The sequence below is a fragment of the Rhodothermales bacterium genome (assembly GCA_041391505.1).
Classification (GTDB): domain Bacteria; phylum Bacteroidota; class Rhodothermia; order Rhodothermales; family JAHQVL01; genus JAWKNW01.
The window spans coordinates 17,647-34,635 of sequence record JAWKNW010000027.1 but is presented as its reverse complement, the minus strand read 5'-3'; the positions used below and the strand labels follow the sequence as shown (position 1 = coordinate 34,635).

Here is a 16,989-nt window from a genome sequence, read left to right as displayed (position 1 = left end):
GCCGCTCGTGACCTACCTCATGCTGATCGCCTTGAAGGCCTTCACCTGTTCGGTCATCGCGACCTCCACGGGCAGCCGTTCCATGCTGGAGGCGCCGTAGAAGCCGTGGACGTTGCGGGTGCGCTGGAGGACGTAGGCGGCGTCTTCGGGCATGGCGATGGGGCCACCGTGGCAGATGATGATGACGTCGGGCCTGACGCCGCGCGCGGCGTCGGCGATGGCCTGGACCTCGGCGACGCTTTCGTCGAGGGTTTTCGCGGTGGCGGCGCCGATCGAGCCGCTGGTCGTCAGCCCCATGTGGGCCACGATGATGTCTGCGCCGGCGTCCGTCATCGCTTCCGCTTCGGCCGGCGTGAACGCGTAGGGCGTCGTGACCAAATCCAAGGCGTGCGCCAGCCCGATCATGGCGACTTCCCTGTCGTAGCCCATCCCGGTTTCTTCCAGGTTGGCCCGGAAGAGTCCGTCGATCAGCCCGACGGTCGGGAAATTCTGCACGCCCGCGAATCCGATGCGCTTCACGTCCTCCAGGAAGCGCTGCATGTCGCGGAACGGGTCCGTCCCGCAGACGCCGGCGAGCACGGGCGTCTTTTTGACGACCGTGAGCACTTCGCGCGCCATGTCCATCACGATCGCGTTGGCGTCGCCGTAGGGCATGAGGCCGGCGAGCGACCCGCGGCCGGCCATCCGGAACCGGCCGGAGTTGTAGATGACGATCAGGTCGATGCCGCCCTCTTCCTCGAATTTGGCGCTTATCCCGGTGCCGGCGCCGCCGCCGACGATGGGCCGGCCGTCTTCGATGAGCGCGTAGAGTCGGTGGAGCACTTCCTGGCGTGATGGAGGCATGGCGTGGGGAGGGTTTGGAAGGATGAATCGACACGTGCGCGGCCGGCGGGCCGCGCTGGGCGTATGGTAGCCCGGGGGCGGGAGGGAATCAAGGCGGGGCGGGCTCGCCAAAAAGCATCCCAATTGATATCTTGCCTGTCCACTTTCGCATTCGCGTCGCATCCACCCGGGCCCGTCCCGCATTCTGTCGCACTCCCATGTCTAGCTTTTCACGTCGCCAGTTTCTCCAGACGACCGGCAGCACCCTGTCGCTCGCGGCGCTCGCCGGCATGTCGCTCCGCTGCGGTGGCAACCCACCGGATCAGGCGGCGGCCGGGATGGCGCCGGCCCGGTTCAACTTTTCGATGTGCAACGAATGCATGCAGGAGCTGCCCTGGGTGGAGCAGTGCCGGATCATGAGCGACGCCGGCTACACGGGCGTCGAGGTCGCCGCGTTCACGCTCGTCAAGGAGAGCGTCAACGAGCTGGGGCCGATCCAGCGGCAAGAGCTGGTGCGGACGATGGGCGACTTCGGTCTCGAGTGTGTGGGGCTGCACTGGCTGCTCGCGCCGCCTCCACAGGGGCTCCACTTCACGACGCCGGATCCCGTGGTCCGCGCGTCGACGGTGCAGTACCTCGCCGATCTCGTCGATTTTTGTGCGGATCTCGGCGGCAAGGTGATGATTTTCGGGTCGCCCAAACAGCGCAATGCCGTGGGGATTCCGGTGGACGAGGCGAAAAAATATTTCGCCGAAGGCCTGGCGCTCGTCGCCGATCACGCCGGCGAACGCGGCGTCAAAATCCTCGTCGAAACCCTGGACAGCTCGCAGACGGACGTCGTGAATACCATGGCGGAGTCGGTCGAAATCGTCCGTACGGTGAATCATCCCGCGATCGGCACCATGTTCGATTACCACAACACGCTCGACGAAACCGACTCCTTCGAAACGCTCATACGCCGCTATTTCGATCAAATCGATCATATCCAGATCCAGGAGATGGACGGCCGGCATCTCGGCACCGGCGACGCGCGCACCACGTATGTGGACAGCTTCCGCGCGCTGCGCGAACTGGGCTATTCCGGGTGGATTTCGCTCGAGATTTTCGATTTTACTCCCGGCGGCGTGGTGATCGCCGAAGAATCGATGGCCGTGCTGCGCGCCCTCGAGGCCGCCTCCGTCTGATCGCCTCGTCATTCGGAAAACGCTGCGCGATGTAACGACCGCACAGTCAGAGGCCGTTCAGGTATAGCAACATAATCGGACGTTGCCTATTTTTTACGCGATTCGCGGGAAGCCGGCCGGGCGGACCCGCGCGTATCGCCGGCACGCGGCCCTTAAGCTGGGCATGCATCGCTTCGCTCGTCGCTGGATCCCCTCCGGACCGAAAAAGCGCAGAAACCAGACCTACAACTCGACGTTGAGGAAAAGCTGGATGGACCTTCCGTCCGACCCTCGCGCCTTCTTTCGGCTTTCACGTAACCGATGCCGTACAAGAGAACCACGCTCGCGATCGTATTCGCCGACATCAGCAAGAGCACGCAGTTGTTCGAAGCGTACGGCAACGAACGCGCGCGGGAGATCGTCGCGCGGGCGCTGGCTATCCTGTCTACGGTGACGACCTCGCATGAAGGCCGCGTCATCAAGACGATCGGCGACGAGGTGATGTGCACCTTCGAGCACATCGAACAGGCCGTGGGCGCGACGACGCGCATGCCCCAGGCCATCACCGAGGATCCCGAACTGGCGGAGATCGGCATGGCGCTCCGCATCGGTCTGCATTTTGGCGATGTGTTGAGCGACGAATACGACGTCTATGGCGACGCCGTCAACGTGGCCGCCCGGATGGTCCAACTGGCCCGCCCGGATCAGATCATCACCACCCGGACGACGGTCGACCTCCTCCCGAACTACCAGCATTCCAATCTCCGCGGCCTCGGCGTGGCGCACGTCCGGGGCAAAAAATCCGAGATGGAGATCTACGAGGTGCTCTGGCAGCCCGACATGACGGATCTGACCATCATGCACGGGCAGTTGCCGCTCGGAGGCCGGACGCCGAAGGCGCGGCTCTATCTCCGCTACGCCGAGCAGGATTACAAACTCGAAAAAGGGCGTTTCCCCTTCTTGATGGGGCGCGGCGAAAAAAACGACCTGGTCGTTCCCCATCAAAGCGTCTCGCGCACGCACGCCAGCATCGAGTACCAGGGCGGGAAGTTTATCCTGATCGACCGGAGCACCAACGGCACGTTTCTGCAGATTCGCAACGAAGAGAAGGTTTTTCTGCACCGCGAGCAGATCCATCTTCGCAACGAAGGCGTGATCATGCTCGGTCAGGATATGGAAGAGGAAGGCGGCGAGGCGATCCATTTTCAGTGTACGGAGTGACCTCCGGCCGGCCGGTCGTCGATTTGCCTTGTCCGCAACGATCGGGGATCGGATCTTGGGGCATGCTGGATTCGAATCGCTCACGGTCTATCCCTGGTTTCTCCATGACCCATCCGTTGCGTCTTGCCGTCCTGGCGGCCATCCTGTCGATGCATGCCCTGGCCGGCTCGCTCGCGGCTCAGTCGCTGGCGCCCCGTCTCCACGATGCGCCGACTCTCCGGTTCGATCGTCCCGTGCCCGGAGTCCGACGCGTCAGCGCGGCGTCCGGCTACGCCGGCCGGCCGGCGGACGACCGCCGGGTCGAGCCCGCTCCCCTCGGGGTCTGGCGCGCCAGGGCCTTCGCGCTGGCCGATCCGGCCGACTCCCTCGCGCTCGTCGCCCTCTACGAGGCCACCAGCGGTGCGAACTGGGCAGACCGGACAGGCTGGCTTGCGGGGCCGGTCGCCGGCTGGAAGGGCGTGTCGCTGGACACGTCGGGTCGGGTGACGGAACTGGTGCTGTCCGGCAACAACCTCGCCGGCCCGCTGCCGGCGGCGCTGACGGGGCTCGATTCGCTGCGCGTGCTCGATCTTTCGGCCAATGCGCTCACGGGCCCCCTGCCCGCCACCATCGGCGAGCTGGGCGCGCTGGTCAATCTCCGGTTCTGGGGCAACGAACTGAGCGGCAGCCTTCCGGATGGGCTCGCTGACCTCGCCGCGCTCGAAGAACTCTGGCTGTTCGATAACGCGTTTACCGGCGCGATCCCGCCGGCCCTCGGGCAGCTCAGCGCGCTCCGCATCCTGTATCTGGATCAAAACGCCCTCTCGGGGACTGTTCCCGAGTCGCTCGGCCAGCTTCCGGCGCTGGTGGAGCTTTTTCTCGACACGAACGCCCTGAGCGGTCCGGTGCCGGAGGCGCTGGGTCAGCTAACCACGCTGGAGGTGCTTTTTCTGGGGGATAACGATCTGGAGGGGCCGCTGCCGGCGTCGTTCGAGCAACTCACCAACCTGACCAATCTATCCCTCCGCAACCTCCCCCTGAACGGCACCTTTCCCGGCGTCGTGTATGCGATGCAGCGGCTCAACGCGCTGAACCTCGCCAATACGGGGGTGGAGGGGCCGCTGACCGAATCGATCTACGGCATGCAGGTCCTGACGCGGCTTTACCTCGAGGACAACAAGCTCTCCGGGGAGATCCCGCCCGACCTGGGCCTGTTTGCGATCAATATCCGGGAGATGAACCTGCGCAATAACCAGTTTTCCGGCACGATACCGGCCTCGCTGGGATCGCTCGGATTGCTGGAATTGCTCGACCTGAGCGACAATGCGTTCACCGGCGACATCCCCGCCGGGCTCGGGCTGCCCCAGCGCATGCGGTATCTCTACCTCGACGGCAACCAGCTCGGCGGCAACATTCCGGAGGATTTCGCCGCCATGCAATTGCTCACCCAGCTCGATCTGGCGGACAACCGGCTCAGCGGCCCGCTTCCCGAGTGGATCGGCCGGTTCCAACTCCTGAACTGGCTGAATCTGGGGCTGAATCAATTCGATGGATTCATTCCCGAGGGGCTCGGCGAGGCGCCGTCCCTGCAACTGGTGAGTCTCTGGCAGAATCGCCTCGAGGGCCCCATTCCGTCGACCCTCGGCGGGCTGCGCAGCCTGCTGTATCTCGATTTCGGCAGCAACCGGTTGAGCGGCGACATTCCGGAGGCCATCGGCGAACCGCCGGCGCTGTTGCAGGTGTTTCTGGACAATAATGAACTGACGGGCCGCATCCCCGAAAGCCTGTCGCGGCAGGCGAGCCTGGAGGTCTTGAGCCTGGATGGCAACCAGCTCTCCGGTGCCGTACCCGAAGGCTTTAACGCCCTTTCCCAGATGGTGCGCTTCACCCTGGCCGGCAATCGCATCGAGGAGCTGCCCGTGCTGACCGGCATGACGGGTCTGGATCTGCTCGATGTCCGCGCGAACCGGCTCACGTTCGAGGACCTGCAGCCGAACGTTCCCCTGGCCGCCGGCGCCAGCTTTCTCTACGCGCCGCAGCAGCAGGTCGATCCGGTCGTGGATCGGATCGAGGAGGGCACCCGCATCGCCGTCGCGGTCGGCGGGGATGGCAACGCCTATCAGTGGTATCGGAGCGCGACGGCGCTGGCGGGGGCCACCGCGCCGGCGCTGCTGCTGGATGGGGACGTGAACGCCGATGTCGTCCAGTGCGCGGTCACCAATCCCGGCGTGCCGGGGCTGACCCTCGTCAGCGCCCCCGTGACCGCCGATGTGATGTTGACCCGGATCGACGTCCTGCCGGATTCGGTCGTGGTATCGCCCGGCGACTCCCTGGTTTTTGCGGCGGCGGGATTCGACCAGCGTGATGGCGCGCTCCGGTTCACGCCGCGCTGGAGCGCCGAGGGGGGCACGATCGACTCGACGGGCTTTTTTGTCGCCGGCGAGGCCTTTGGCATATTCGACGTGCGCGTGGAGAACCTGGCCGGGGATGTCGCCGGCACCGCGCGCGTCGTCATCGTCGACCCGGGCGCGACGGGCATCCGGGACCCCGGAGACCGGCCGCGGGGTGCGCCGGCCCTCTCCGCCTACCCCAATCCGTTCGCCCGCGAGGCGACGATCGCGTTCGACCTGGCGGAAACGGCCGTTGCGCGGCTGGCGCTCTACGACGTGCTGGGGCGTGAAGTCGCCACGATCTGGAACGGCCCGCTTGCCCCGGGCCGTCATGCCTTCCCCGTCGACGGGAGCGCCCTGCCGGCCGGCCTGTATCTCTACCGGCTCGACGCCGGGGGGCCGACCGAAGCGGGCATGCTCGTCAAGGGACGGCCCTGACGGGGTTCGAGGTTCGATAGTTCACGGGGGAGGGGCTTTTTTCGATGTGTGTCTTCAATACGCTTTCGCAAAAAGCACCCGGCCTTGCGACGGCTTGCCGGTCAGCAGGTCGACCCCGTCTTCGCGTTCCTGATCCAGCGGGATGCACCGGATCGTCGCCCTGGTTTCTTCCTTGATGCGCGCCTCGGTTTCAGCGGTGCCGTCCCAGTGGGCGGAGAGGAAGCCGCCCTTCGATTCGAGCACCTCCTTGAAGTCGCCGTAGCTGTCCACCCGCGTCGTCATGTCCCGCTGATACGCGAGCGCGCGCTCGAACAGGTTTTTCTGGATGGCGTCGAGGGTTTGCTGGACGATGGCGACGAGGCCGTCCTGGGGGACGGACGTTTTCTCGAACGTATCGCGCCGGGCCATCTCGACGACGCCGTTTTCGACGTCGCGTGCGCCGATCGCCAGCCGGATCGGCACGCCCTGCACTTCATATTCGCTGAATTTCCAACCCGGGCGCTGTGCCTCGCTGGCGTCCAGCTTGACGGCCACGCCGGCAGCCTTCAGCGCGCGCGTGAGGCGCTCGGCCGCTTCCAGGATCTCCGTTTCCTGCCCCTTGCGCGGGATCGGCACGATGACGACCTGTGTCGGTGCGAGCCGGGGCGGCAGGACGAGCCCCTGATCGTCCGAATGCGTCATGATGATGCCGCCGATGAGCCGCGTCGAAACGCCCCAGGACGAGGCCCAGACGTATTCGAGCTGGTTGTCCTTGTTCTGGAACTGGCAGTTGAACGCGCGCGCGAAGTTCTGGCCGAGAAAGTGGCTCGTGCCGGCCTGGAGCGCCTTGCCGTCCTGCATGAGGGCCTCGATGCAGAACGTCTCTTCGGCGCCGGCGAAGCGTTCGCTGGCCGTCTTGATGCCTTTGATGACCGGCATCGCCATATACTCTTCGGCGAGGCGGGCATAGATATCCAGAATCAGCCGCGTCTCCGCCATGGCCTCGTCGCGGGTGGCGTGCGCGGTGTGGCCCTCCTGCCAGAGGAATTCCATGGTGCGGAGGAAGAGGCGCGTCCGCATCTCCCAACGGACCACGTTGGCCCACTGGTTGATCAGGATCGGGAGGTCGCGCCAGGACTGGATCCATTTGCTGTAGGTGTCCCAGATGATGGTCTCGCTCGTGGGGCGAACCACCAGGTTTTCTTCGAGCGCGGCGTCCGGATCGACGATCAGCCCCGACCCATCTTCCGCCATTTTCAGACGGGAATGGGTGACGACGGCGCACTCCTTGGCAAAGCCCTCGACGTGCTGCGCCTCCCGGGCGAGAAAAGACTGAGGGATGAAGAGCGGAAAGTAGGCGTTTTCATGCCCCGTCTCCTTTAACATACCGTCGAGTTCATCCCGCAGCCGCTCCCAGAGCGCAAACCCGTTGGGGCGGATGATCATCGAACCGCGCACCGGCGAATAGTCGGCGAGCTTGGCGCGACGTACCACGTCGATATACCATTGGGCGTAATCCTCGATGCGCGGCGTGATAACGTCAGCCATTGTATACACTCATTGATGTTAATCCAGTACAGCCCCGGATGGGAATGCCGGCTAAACGAGGCTGTAAAAGCGGTTTCTTCGAAAAGGACTGGTATTTGTCAGGCAAATAGGTAGCTTCAACGTCCACGAACCCCGATCCACAACCGGGTCGCGTCGGCAGGCTGGAAGCGACCCTAGAACTTGATACGGTTGCATGGTGTTTCGATACGATGGCTAACGGCACGCGCGCCAGACGGGCGAAACTCACACCCTCAACACAGGTACTTACCTTGTATCCAGTTCGAACCTCATTGCGCGGATCCGATCCGCAGGTTGCGCTGGCCGCCCAAACACACAAAGGTGTTGTCATGAAATCCGATTCCACATCACTCCGCCGCCCCGCAAGACATGCCGCCGGCATGGTGGCCCTCGGGGCGCTGCTCGTCGGTCTCACCGGCTGCTATACGCAGTTCGCCGCGACGGATTATGATGAGTATGCACGTCGCCCGGCGCACGTCGATGTCGAGGAATACGATGACGGCACGGTCGTCGAGCGGCATTATTACGAAGACGACGACTATTACACCTATTACGAGCCGGTCTACTACAGCCGCTACTTCAGCCGGTTCTACTACGATCCGTGGTACTCCAACGGGTATTACGATCCCTTTTACGGGCCGCGTTATACGTTCGGGCTCGGTTTCTACTATGATCCGTGGTACTCAGGCTATTACGATCCCTGGTACGGCGGCGGCTGGGGCTATTCCTCCTACTGGTATTCGCCCTGGAATTACGGCCGTTATGGCTATGGCGGTCACGGATACGGCGGCTACTGGGGTGGCGGCTACTACCCGCCCTATTACGCCCACGGCACGTACAGCGGTCGCGACTACACGCCGCGCGGCTCCACCACGGGCCGGGGCAGCCTGCTGACGGCGGGCCGGCGCACGACCGGGTTGTACGGCGAAAACGGCCGCAGCGGATTGCGCGACAGCGGCGACATGGGCCGGCGCACCGTAACCCGCACCGGTTCCGGCACGGGCGCCTCGTCGCGGGGCACCACCCGCACGACGACGCGCACCGATGACGATATGACGACGCGCTCGACCACGCGGTCCAGTTCGGGCGCCTCGACGCGCACGACGACGCGTTCGGGCGACAGCAGCCCGTCCTCGCGCACGACGACGCGCTCGGGCGATAGCAGCCCGTCCACGCGCTCGACGACCCGGTCGAGCTCCGGCGCCTCGACGCGTTCGGGCGACAGCGGCAGCCCGTCGACGCGCACGACGACGCGTTCGGGCAGCTCCAGCGGCAGCCGGGACGTCTCCAATGGCGCCAGCTCGCGCTCGGGCAGCAGCACGCGTTCCTCCGGATCGACCCGTTCCAATGAGGATTCGGGCACCGTCCGCGGATCGTCGGGCAGTTCGTCGCCGTCGTCCCGCGGCACGACGCGCTCGGGCAGCGACGAATACAGACGGCCGTCTTCCTCGGGTTCTTCCTCCGGTTCTTCGACGACGCGGTCGGCCCCGACGCGTTCTTCTTCGGGATCGAGCGCCTCGCCGAGCCGTTCGTCGTCGCCCTCATCGGGCGCCCGTTCCGCCCCGACGCGTTCTTCTTCGGGATCGAGCGCTTCGCCGAGCCGTTCATCGTCGCCCTCATCGGGCGCCCGTTCCGCTCCGACGCGTTCCTCTTCGGGATCGAGCGCTTCGCCCAGTCGCTCTTCGGGAGGTTCGTCCTCGGCCGGCCGCTCCTCGTCGAGCTCGGGCGGCAGCCGCGGGAGCTCCAGCAGCAGCTCGGGAAGCTCTCGCTCGTCGAGCCGGCGCGGTAATAACTAGGCACCGCGCCGTACTCCACCTCCTTTGAAAACGATCAACGTATGTTGAGCCGGGTAAGGCCCGTGCTGATGCGCGGGCCTTTTCTGTACCCTTATCCCACCTCAGTTTACTGAACAAACCTGTTATACGTTCATGGCACACGCAGTACGTACCACCCGAATTGAGCGAGTGCATCGGTTGTACAGTATGTGGTCACTCCGCGCCGTAGCGATCCTTTTCTTCGTGGCCGCCGCCGGCATGGCGCGGCCCGCCGCCGCGCAAACCGCGGAGGATGCACTCCTGTTCACCCAGCGCAGCCCGGCCATCGGTCCCCGCTCGCTGGGTCTGGCCGGGGCCGGCATCAGCGGCCTGGCCGACGTGTCGGCGTTCTACAACAACCCGGCCGGCCTGGGCTGGCTGCGTCAGTCACAGTTCACGGGCGGCCTCAGCTTCCTGTCGGCCAAGGATGAGTCGCTGGTCGATCGCAACGGGTTTGGCAATGCGTTCGAGGACGACCTCACCAAGCAGCGGCTGGGCAATCTCGCGGCGCTCTACAAAATGCCGACGCGCCAGGGCGCGTTCGTCATCGGCGCATCGTTCCATCAGACGCAGACCTACGATCGTTCGCTCGGCTTCACCGGACTGAACGGCGACGGGTCGATCACCGATGTCCTTCTGCCTTTCTCCGATGAGTTCGAGGTGGTCGACGATAACGGCGTCTTCTCGCCCCGCTTTTTTGCGGACCTCCCCGAAATCGCGTATCTCGGCGGAGCCATCGAATTCCTGGGCGAAAACGTGGGCACGCCGAACGACCTCTTCTATCAGGCCGTGAATCCCGGCTCTACGATCGAACAGACGGGCGACGTGCTCCAGGAAGGCACCCTGAAAGAGCTCAGCTTCGGCGGCGCGATGGAGGCGGCGAGGGGCGTCATGGTCGGCGTCGGCCTCAACTTCTCCTTCGGCACGTACGAGTTCGACAGCCTCTTCGAGGAGTACGATGTCAACGGCGAGAACACGGAAGATCTGTATGTCGTCCTCGACGGCGATCGGGCCTTCAGCGGTTTCGATCGGGTCACGTATAATGAGCGCTTCAAGTCCGACCTGCTCGGCGCCAACCTCCGGCTCGGCGTGTCGGCGGACGCCGGCTCGGGCATGCGTGTCGGCCTCACGCTGGAGACGCCGACCTTCTACCGGGTCGACGAAGACTTCGACACCATCATCACCACCGATTTCGACAACGGCGGCTCCCTGTCGTACGGCGGCCAGCCCGGCGACATCGGCCGCGGCACGTTCGAGTACGAAATCAGGACGCCGTGGCGCTTTGGCGCCGGCCTGAGCTATTCGAATGCGGGCTTCAATATCCTCGGCGACGTCGAATTCGTGGACTGGTCGCAGCTGGAGATGGACGCCTCGCTGGATCAGGATTATTTCCAGGAGCTGAACCGGACGATCCGCGACAACTTCCAGCCCGTGCTCAATACCCGTGTCGGACTCGAGTATCAGTTTGATGCGTTCAGGGTTCGCGGCGGGGTGGCGTTTTACCCGGATCCGATCGATCCCGGCATCCGTAACGCCGACGCCGGCACGATCGATCGCAGCAAAACCTATATCTCCGCCGGCTTCGGCTACCGCTTCTCCGACAAGCTGGAGATCGACTTCGGCTGGATGCGCGAGCGCCAGGACGACCAGTACCTGCCCGACTTCGTCGACTACACCGTGCAGGAAATCGTCAAGCGCGACCAGTTCATGGTGGGCCTGAACATTCTGCTGTAGGGTTTGAGGTTCAATGTTCAAGGCTCAAGGTTCGAGGGATGTATGGCCCTTGAACCTTGAGCCTTGAACATTGAACCCTAATCCTTACCCGAGCTTTCCAGGGCCTGTTGCTCGGCGGCCTGCTGCCGGCGTCGATTGCGCATCAGGTTGTAGAATTCCTGCGAGGCGCGTCGATGCTCGCTCATGGTGCGGGTGAAGGTGTGGGTGCCGTCGCCCAGGGCCACGAAGAACATGAATTTGTGGGCCTCAGGATGGACGACCGCCTCGATGGACGTGCGTGACGGGTTATTGATGGGCCCCGGCGGCAGTCCCCGGTATTTGTAGGTGTTGTAGGGGTGGTTGAGCTGGTAATCCTTGAAAAAGAGCCGGCGTCGCTGCCCTTCGAGCTGCAGCAGGGCATACTGGATGGTGGGATCCGCATCGAGACGCCATCCATCGCGCAGCCGGTTGAGGTAGACGCCCGCGATGCGGGGCTTTTCAGGGTCGTGGTTGGTTTCCCACTCGACGATCGACGCGACGGTCAGGACATCGTCGACGGACAGGTTTCGCTTCTCCGCCGCCGCGCGCATCTCCGCCGTAAAAAACTGATCGAACTCGCCCTTGATCTTCTTGACGACCGCGCGGGCGTCGGTCAACCAGTACACGAAGTACGTTTCCGGCAGCATGTAGCTGAACAGACGGGTCGTATCCGTACCCAGTTCGGCCGCGAGCGACGAATCGGACAGGGCGGCGAGAAAGTCTTCCGGCGGAAAGTTCATGCGGCCGGCGATGGCCTCGGCCACGATCCGGGGGCGGGAGCCCGGCGGTACCGTGATGCGCACGGGAGCCTGCAGGCCGCGCCGAAGCACATCAAGCAGATCGCGGTTCGACTTGCCCGACGCGAACTGGTAGTGGCCGGCCTTGATCTGGTCACCCCAGCCGGTGGCGGACGCCATCATCGAAAAACTCCACGGGCGTTCCAGCAGGCCGGCGGCGACGAGCGAATCCTGCGCCGCCTCGAACGAAGACCCCGGCGGGATCTTGACGCTGCGCTCGCCCTCGAAGGCCGGCGTATTGGTTCCGAAAACCACCCAGTAACCGAACGCGGCGGCTCCGAGCAGGAGCAGGGCGACGGGTATGGACGCATACAAGAGCTTTTTCCGCATCACTCTTCGGGTTCGTTAGCGTCTGCCTGGTACGTGTGCCGCTCGGCGGCACGCGACTCGTCGATGATTCGCTCGAACAGCCGGCGGGCCGCTTCGTTGGTCAGCGGGCCGTGGTTGTGCTCGAGGACGTTCTGGATGACACGCTCCTCACGGCGAGGATCGTAAACGCCCATGCCATTGACTTTTTTGATCTGCCCGATGGCGTTGGCGCACACGACACGTTCGTTGAGCATGTGCATGATCGCGCGATCCAGTGCGTCGATGCATTCGCGCCAGGGGCCAATGTCGTCCATCGTCGGCGACGGCGGGGTGCTGGGGCGTCCGTTGGCCAGCGGGGCCAGTAGCTCTTGCACCGTTTCAATGAGCATGGGTTTCTGCGGGTTCAAGAAGGCGTCGGTTTTCGCGCGGGGGCGCCGGAGAAGCGCCGCACGCAGGAGGCCGGCTGGCGTTCATACGGCCATATCGGGCGCGGCGGTCAGCGTGAGGGGGCTGTGCCGCCCCGCTCGATGTTTGTAATACCCCGTGATCGCGATCATCGCGGCATTGTCCATACAGTAAGCGAGAGGGGGAATGTACAGCGAAAATCCGTCCCCTGCAGCGGCCTCGGCGGCGGCGGCCCGGAGCGCACTGTTGGCAGAGACGCCGCCGACGATCGCGGCATGCCGGATACCCGTTTCCGCCACCGCGTCGCGGAGCGCCGCGATCAGCACGTCGATGATCGCCTGTTGAAACGAGGCGCACAGATCCGCCATGTGCTCCTCGAGGAAAAGCCGGCGCTCCTCGGGGGCGAACGCATTGAGGAAATACAAGACCGACGTTTTCAGGCCACTGAAGGAAAACTCGTACGGACCGAGGCGGGGCCGGGGGAAGGCATGGAAACGCGGATCGCCTTCGCGCGCCCGCCGATCGATTTCCGGCCCGCCGGGATAGCCGAGACCGAGCAGCTTGGCGACCTTGTCGAACGCTTCGCCGGCCGCGTCGTCGCGCGTCTTGCCCAGGAGCCGGTGCGTGAAGCCGTCCTCTACCACCACCAGCTGCGTGTGCCCGCCGGAAACGATGAGGCACAGGTACGGAAACGGGGGATGCGGAGCTTCGATGCGCGCCGAATAGATGTGGCCTTCGAGGTGATTCACGCCGATGAGGGGGATATCGAGCGCCAGCGCCAGGGCCTTGGCGAAGCTGAGACCGACGAGGAGCGAGCCGGCGAGGCCCGGGCCGTAGGTGACCGCGACGGCGTCGAGGTCGGTCTGCGTCACGCCGGCATCCCGCAGCGCCGTCTCCACGATCGGCACGATGAGGCGCTGATGCGCCCGCGACGCCAGCTCGGGCACGACGCCGCCATACTGGGTATGGATCCATTGGGACGAGATGACGCTGCTCAACAGCGCGGGACCCCGCGCCACGGCGGCGGCGGTATCGTCGCAGGAGCTTTCGATTCCCAGAATTAAAGGCTCAGCCGGCATACGAAAAGAGGGTACGCGTACGTTCCAGGTACAGGGTAGTAAGGCACAGAGACCCGCGTCCCGCGAACGGGATCCCGGTTTAATATGCTCTGCGAAACTACCGATTGTGAAGAGATGGGTGCAATCTCGCCCAAAATTCGCGAACCGTCGATGGAGAACAAAAGCTGCCCTGTGCGGTAGTTGAAATCGATGGACGGCGAGCGTATACTACGCTTCACCACGAATCCACGTTTAGCCCACGGCCGTTATGCGGAACACGTTATTTCTTGCCTGCTTCATTGTTTTGCTGGGCTTCGCGGCGCCGGCTCAAGCGCAGTTACGTGAGACCGCACTCGACAAGCGCGCGCCCGCGAGCCTGTACGACACGCACAAATCGGGCTTTGCGTTGAACCAGCTGTTCGACAAGTCCCATTTCCGCATGAGCCAGTCGGCCGAGTTCTCCGCCGGCTCCTTCGGCGGCCAGACGACGTCGATGGGCATGTTCACGAACAGCATGATGTGGCAGTTCAGCCAGAAGCTGGCCGCTCGCGTCGATGTGAGCGTGGCCTACTCGCCGAACGCCGGCAACCTGAACAGCAGCAACTTCGCCGGCGGCCAGAACGGCGACGCCCGCGTCTTCCTGCGTAATGCGGAAGTCGCGTACCGCCCGTCGGAAAACGTGCAGCTGCACCTTTCCTTCCGCCAGAGCCCGTACGGATCGTACGCCAGCCCATACGGCTACTACAACCCCTACGGCTACGGATCGCGAAGCCAGATGGGCTTCTACCGCGGAACGAACGATCTCTTCTGGAACGATTCCGCGCGCTAAATGCCCGTAGTTGATGCTGGAACGAATAGTCGAGTAAGGCGCGGCATATCCGGCGACGGATGTGCCGCGTTTTGTTGATGGAAGATCCGGTACGGACGCAACGTGTGATGGCCGATCAAGCTACACCCCCCGCCAAAGCCCCTCAGGGCGCGCTCAACGTCTCGCTCGTCGTCCTCGGCGGAGCCGCGCTGATCCTGGTCTACGCGCTGGTCACCCGGATCATCTTCCCCGCCGCCGATCCGATCCGCGAAGAAAATCCGGGCCATCTGGTCGGGCCGGTGCTCCAGATCGAAGTCCGCAACGGGTGCGGCGTGGCCGGCCTGGCTTCCACCATGACGAGCTTTTTGCGGCATCGCGGGTTCGATGTGGTCGAAGTGGGCGATTTGCCGCCATTCGATCAGGAATATTCGATCGTCTACGATCGGGTCGGCGACCTCGACGCCGCCAAAAAACTTGCCAACGCCATCGGGATTTCCGAAGAGCGGGTGCTTCAGGATATCAAGCCCCAGGAATACCTCGATGCCACCGTGATCATAGGCCGTGATTACGCCACGCTCAAGCCTTTTCAAGAGTAAGACTCCGTATGCCTTCTAAAAAGACCGAACTGATCCCGAAACGAACGCCGGAAAAGAAACGCCGGACGCCCGCACCGGTCCATCAACTCGCCGCCATCGCCGTCGAGGCGATCCTCTCGAAAAAGGGGGAGGACGTCGTCATCATGGACATGCGGTCCGTCAGCGGCGTCGCCGATCTGTTCGTGCTGTGCACCGGGACGTCGGATCTGCAGATCAAGGCCATCGTCGATGCCGTGCGCGAGAGCGTGAAGGAGCAGACGGAGGAACGCCCGTGGCACGTGGAGGGCTACGCCGGCTTGCAGTGGGTGTTGCTCGATTATGTCGACCTGGTCGTGCACGTCTTCTCGCCCGAGAAGCGGTCCTTCTACGACCTCGAGCGCCTCTGGGGCGACGCGCCGATGGAGAAGGTCGCCGACGATGCCGTGGAAGGCGTCAAGATCGCCTTGCTCGAAGAGATCGCACAGGCGGCGTCGTGATCGGCCGGCGGGGCCGGCAGATGGTATGGCTTTTGTAATCGGTTGGGGCATCCCTCCATCCTCGCATCCGCCCTTCCCGGCGAGGACCTACCCATCGCCCGAGGCCCCCCAAGCCATACCGACATCATGAAACGACTTGCTTTAGCGCCCCTCGTTATCGCCATTCTTTTTTTCCCGATCATCGCCCATACGGAGAAGGACGGCGCCGAGGCCCGGCGGACCGGCGCCCCCGGGAACGACACCTGCGCCACCAGCGGCTGTCACGACGATGGCACCCCCAATTCAGGCCCCGGCTCCGTTACGGTAACGACGCCGGATCGTTTTGAACCGGGTGACACGCTCAACCTCACCGTGACGGTCGCCGAGACGGGGCGCAGTGTCTTCGGCTTTCAGGTCACCGTCAAGAAGGCGAGCAACTTCGGCAACACGGGCCGGCTCCTCCTCGCCCCCAATACCAAATTCTCGGACGCCATCGGCGACTACGTGACCCACAGCAAGGTGCTCGAGAGCACCGATTCGGGGTCGTGGACGCTCAAATGGGTGGCGCCGGATACCAGCCCCGGAGACATCATCATCTATGCGGCCGGCATCGCCTCCAACGGCAGCGGCACGCGTTTCGGCGACCGGGTGTACACGACCAGCACGACGGTGCCGGTTCGCGTCGGCATCGAGGACGTTGACCCGCTTCCTGCCTTCGCGCTGGATTCGGCCTATCCCAACCCCGCAGTCTCGTCGACAACGATCGCCTTCTCCGTCGAACGCCCCGAACCGCTTACCCTCGCGCTCTACGACGCGCAGGGCCGGCGCGTGCATCAGGAGTCGCTGGGCACGCCGGCGGCCGGGCCTCACCAGCATGTGCTGACGCCCGACGGGCTGCCTTCAGGCGTATACTTCTACGAATTGAGCACGCCGACCCGCAAGGTCAGCAAGCCGCTCCTCGTGCTGCGTTGAGCCGCGGATCCGCAGGCCCGTTCGGGCCGTTGATGGCGTGACAGGTTCTGCAATCAACCGGCTCCCGAAATGAACACCCCGAATGCTCAAGGTTATCGCGTGGCTGCGACAGGTGCTGTACTGGCAGGTCTGGCCGTCGCGGCGGGCGCATTCGGCGCGCACGCGCTGGGCGATGTGGTGACGGCAGCCCGGCTCGCGACCTTCGAGACGGCCGCGCGGTACCTCATGTATCACGCCCTGGCCCTGATCGCGGTCGGGTGGATGCTGCGTGACGGGGCGTCCGCCGGCCTCCTGTGGGCCGCGCGGCTTTTCCTCCTGGGGATGCTCCTGTTCTCCGGCAGCCTGTTCGCGCTGGTGCTCCTCGACCGGTCCATGCTGGGCATCATCACGCCCTTTGGAGGCGTGGCCTTCATGGCCGGCTGGGTGACGCTCGCGGTTACGCTCTGGCGGAAGTGAGGCGACGGA

15 protein-coding genes are annotated in these 16,989 nt (G+C 64.3%); 10 read left to right on the top strand and 5 right to left on the bottom strand.

Features of this window, described 5'->3' with window-relative positions:
• Nucleotides 1–12: 12 nt before the first annotated feature.
• On the bottom strand, nucleotides 13–843 hold the full coding sequence (locus R2834_20185; protein ID MEZ4702664.1) for a phosphoenolpyruvate hydrolase family protein: 831 nt from the start codon (nucleotides 841–843) through the stop codon (nucleotides 13–15).
• 197 nt (nucleotides 844–1,040) lie between these two features.
• Between R2834_20185 and R2834_20180 the strand changes: the two genes are divergently transcribed.
• The 3 genes from R2834_20180 (at nucleotide 1,041) to R2834_20170 (ending at nucleotide 6,013) form a co-directional block, all read left to right on the top strand.
• Nucleotides 1,041–2,006, top strand: coding sequence for a sugar phosphate isomerase/epimerase family protein (locus R2834_20180; protein ID MEZ4702663.1), 966 nt, complete (start codon nucleotides 1,041–1,043; stop codon nucleotides 2,004–2,006).
• A 300-nt stretch (nucleotides 2,007–2,306) separates the two neighbouring features.
• Nucleotides 2,307–3,206 (top strand): adenylate/guanylate cyclase domain-containing protein, encoded by a 900-nt coding sequence (locus R2834_20175; protein MEZ4702662.1) that lies wholly within the window; start codon nucleotides 2,307–2,309, stop codon nucleotides 3,204–3,206.
• 104 nt (nucleotides 3,207–3,310) lie between these two features.
• A complete protein-coding gene (locus R2834_20170) occupies nucleotides 3,311–6,013 on the top strand; it encodes a hypothetical protein (protein MEZ4702661.1) in 2,703 nt (900 codons plus the stop codon).
• Between the two features lie 54 nt (nucleotides 6,014–6,067).
• Here the strand turns inward: R2834_20170 and proS are convergent, their stop codons facing one another.
• Nucleotides 6,068–7,540: a proline--tRNA ligase gene (gene proS, locus R2834_20165; GenBank protein ID MEZ4702660.1), complete on the bottom strand. Its 1,473-nt coding sequence runs from the start codon at nucleotides 7,538–7,540 to the stop codon at nucleotides 6,068–6,070.
• Between the two features lie 347 nt (nucleotides 7,541–7,887).
• Here proS and R2834_20160 point away from each other — a divergent pair, with 347 nt between their 5' ends.
• Entirely contained in the window at nucleotides 7,888–9,354 is a 1,467-nt protein-coding gene (locus R2834_20160; protein ID MEZ4702659.1) for a hypothetical protein, read from the top strand.
• Nucleotides 9,355–9,540: 186 nt separating this feature from the next.
• Entirely contained in the window at nucleotides 9,541–11,106 is a 1,566-nt protein-coding gene (locus tag R2834_20155) for an outer membrane protein transport protein (GenBank protein MEZ4702658.1), read from the top strand.
• Between the two features lie 77 nt (nucleotides 11,107–11,183).
• Here the strand turns inward: R2834_20155 and mltG are convergent, their stop codons facing one another.
• The 3 genes from mltG to tsaD form a co-directional block, all read right to left on the bottom strand.
• The gene (mltG, locus tag R2834_20150) at nucleotides 11,184–12,251 is read right to left on the bottom strand and encodes an endolytic transglycosylase MltG (GenBank protein MEZ4702657.1); all 1,068 of its coding nucleotides are present in this window, start codon (nucleotides 12,249–12,251) and stop codon (nucleotides 11,184–11,186) included.
• The gene (locus R2834_20145; protein ID MEZ4702656.1) at nucleotides 12,251–12,619 is read right to left on the bottom strand and encodes a chorismate mutase; all 369 of its coding nucleotides are present in this window, start codon (nucleotides 12,617–12,619) and stop codon (nucleotides 12,251–12,253) included. The genes mltG and R2834_20145 overlap by 1 nt, the downstream gene beginning before the upstream one ends.
• 81 nt (nucleotides 12,620–12,700) lie before the next feature.
• The gene (gene tsaD, locus R2834_20140) at nucleotides 12,701–13,714 is read right to left on the bottom strand and encodes a tRNA (adenosine(37)-N6)-threonylcarbamoyltransferase complex transferase subunit TsaD (protein MEZ4702655.1); all 1,014 of its coding nucleotides are present in this window, start codon (nucleotides 13,712–13,714) and stop codon (nucleotides 12,701–12,703) included.
• 247 nt (nucleotides 13,715–13,961) lie between these two features.
• Between tsaD and R2834_20135 the strand changes: the two genes are divergently transcribed.
• The 5 genes from R2834_20135 to R2834_20115 all read left to right on the top strand — a co-directional run bounded on the left by R2834_20135 (nucleotide 13,962) and on the right by R2834_20115 (nucleotide 16,980).
• Complete coding sequence (locus tag R2834_20135) at nucleotides 13,962–14,522, top strand: hypothetical protein (protein ID MEZ4702654.1); 561 nt, start codon at nucleotides 13,962–13,964, stop codon at nucleotides 14,520–14,522.
• Nucleotides 14,523–14,629: 107 nt separating this feature from the next.
• Entirely contained in the window at nucleotides 14,630–15,097 is a 468-nt protein-coding gene (locus R2834_20130) for a LytR C-terminal domain-containing protein (protein ID MEZ4702653.1), read from the top strand.
• Nucleotides 15,098–15,105: 8 nt separating this feature from the next.
• On the top strand, nucleotides 15,106–15,573 hold the full coding sequence (gene rsfS, locus R2834_20125) for a ribosome silencing factor (protein MEZ4702652.1): 468 nt from the start codon (nucleotides 15,106–15,108) through the stop codon (nucleotides 15,571–15,573).
• A gap of 126 nt (nucleotides 15,574–15,699) precedes the next feature.
• Nucleotides 15,700–16,524: a choice-of-anchor V domain-containing protein gene (locus R2834_20120; protein MEZ4702651.1), complete on the top strand. Its 825-nt coding sequence runs from the start codon at nucleotides 15,700–15,702 to the stop codon at nucleotides 16,522–16,524.
• Between the two features lie 99 nt (nucleotides 16,525–16,623).
• On the top strand, nucleotides 16,624–16,980 hold the full coding sequence (locus tag R2834_20115) for a DUF423 domain-containing protein (protein ID MEZ4702650.1): 357 nt from the start codon (nucleotides 16,624–16,626) through the stop codon (nucleotides 16,978–16,980).
• Nucleotides 16,981–16,989: the final 9 nt, after the last annotated feature.

Bases quoted from the DNA above. Each gene is read 5' to 3' on its own strand.
- R2834_20185 (MEZ4702664.1), bottom strand. From the start codon at position 843: ATGCCTCCATCACGCCAGGAAGTGCTCCACCGACTCTACGCGCTCATC.
- R2834_20180 (MEZ4702663.1), top strand. From the start codon at position 1,041: ATGTCTAGCTTTTCACGTCGCCAGTTTCTCCAGACGACCGGCAGCACC.
- R2834_20175 (MEZ4702662.1), top strand. From the start codon at position 2,307: ATGCCGTACAAGAGAACCACGCTCGCGATCGTATTCGCCGACATCAGC.
- R2834_20170 (MEZ4702661.1), top strand. From the start codon at position 3,311: ATGACCCATCCGTTGCGTCTTGCCGTCCTGGCGGCCATCCTGTCGATG.
- proS (MEZ4702660.1), bottom strand. From the start codon at position 7,540: ATGGCTGACGTTATCACGCCGCGCATCGAGGATTACGCCCAATGGTAT.
- R2834_20160 (MEZ4702659.1), top strand. From the start codon at position 7,888: ATGAAATCCGATTCCACATCACTCCGCCGCCCCGCAAGACATGCCGCC.
- R2834_20155 (MEZ4702658.1), top strand. From the start codon at position 9,541: ATGTGGTCACTCCGCGCCGTAGCGATCCTTTTCTTCGTGGCCGCCGCC.
- mltG (MEZ4702657.1), bottom strand. From the start codon at position 12,251: ATGCGGAAAAAGCTCTTGTATGCGTCCATACCCGTCGCCCTGCTCCTG.
- R2834_20145 (MEZ4702656.1), bottom strand. From the start codon at position 12,619: ATGCTCATTGAAACGGTGCAAGAGCTACTGGCCCCGCTGGCCAACGGA.
- tsaD (MEZ4702655.1), bottom strand. From the start codon at position 13,714: ATGCCGGCTGAGCCTTTAATTCTGGGAATCGAAAGCTCCTGCGACGAT.
- R2834_20135 (MEZ4702654.1), top strand. From the start codon at position 13,962: ATGCGGAACACGTTATTTCTTGCCTGCTTCATTGTTTTGCTGGGCTTC.
- R2834_20130 (MEZ4702653.1), top strand. From the start codon at position 14,630: ATGGCCGATCAAGCTACACCCCCCGCCAAAGCCCCTCAGGGCGCGCTC.
- rsfS (MEZ4702652.1), top strand. From the start codon at position 15,106: ATGCCTTCTAAAAAGACCGAACTGATCCCGAAACGAACGCCGGAAAAG.
- R2834_20120 (MEZ4702651.1), top strand. From the start codon at position 15,700: ATGAAACGACTTGCTTTAGCGCCCCTCGTTATCGCCATTCTTTTTTTC.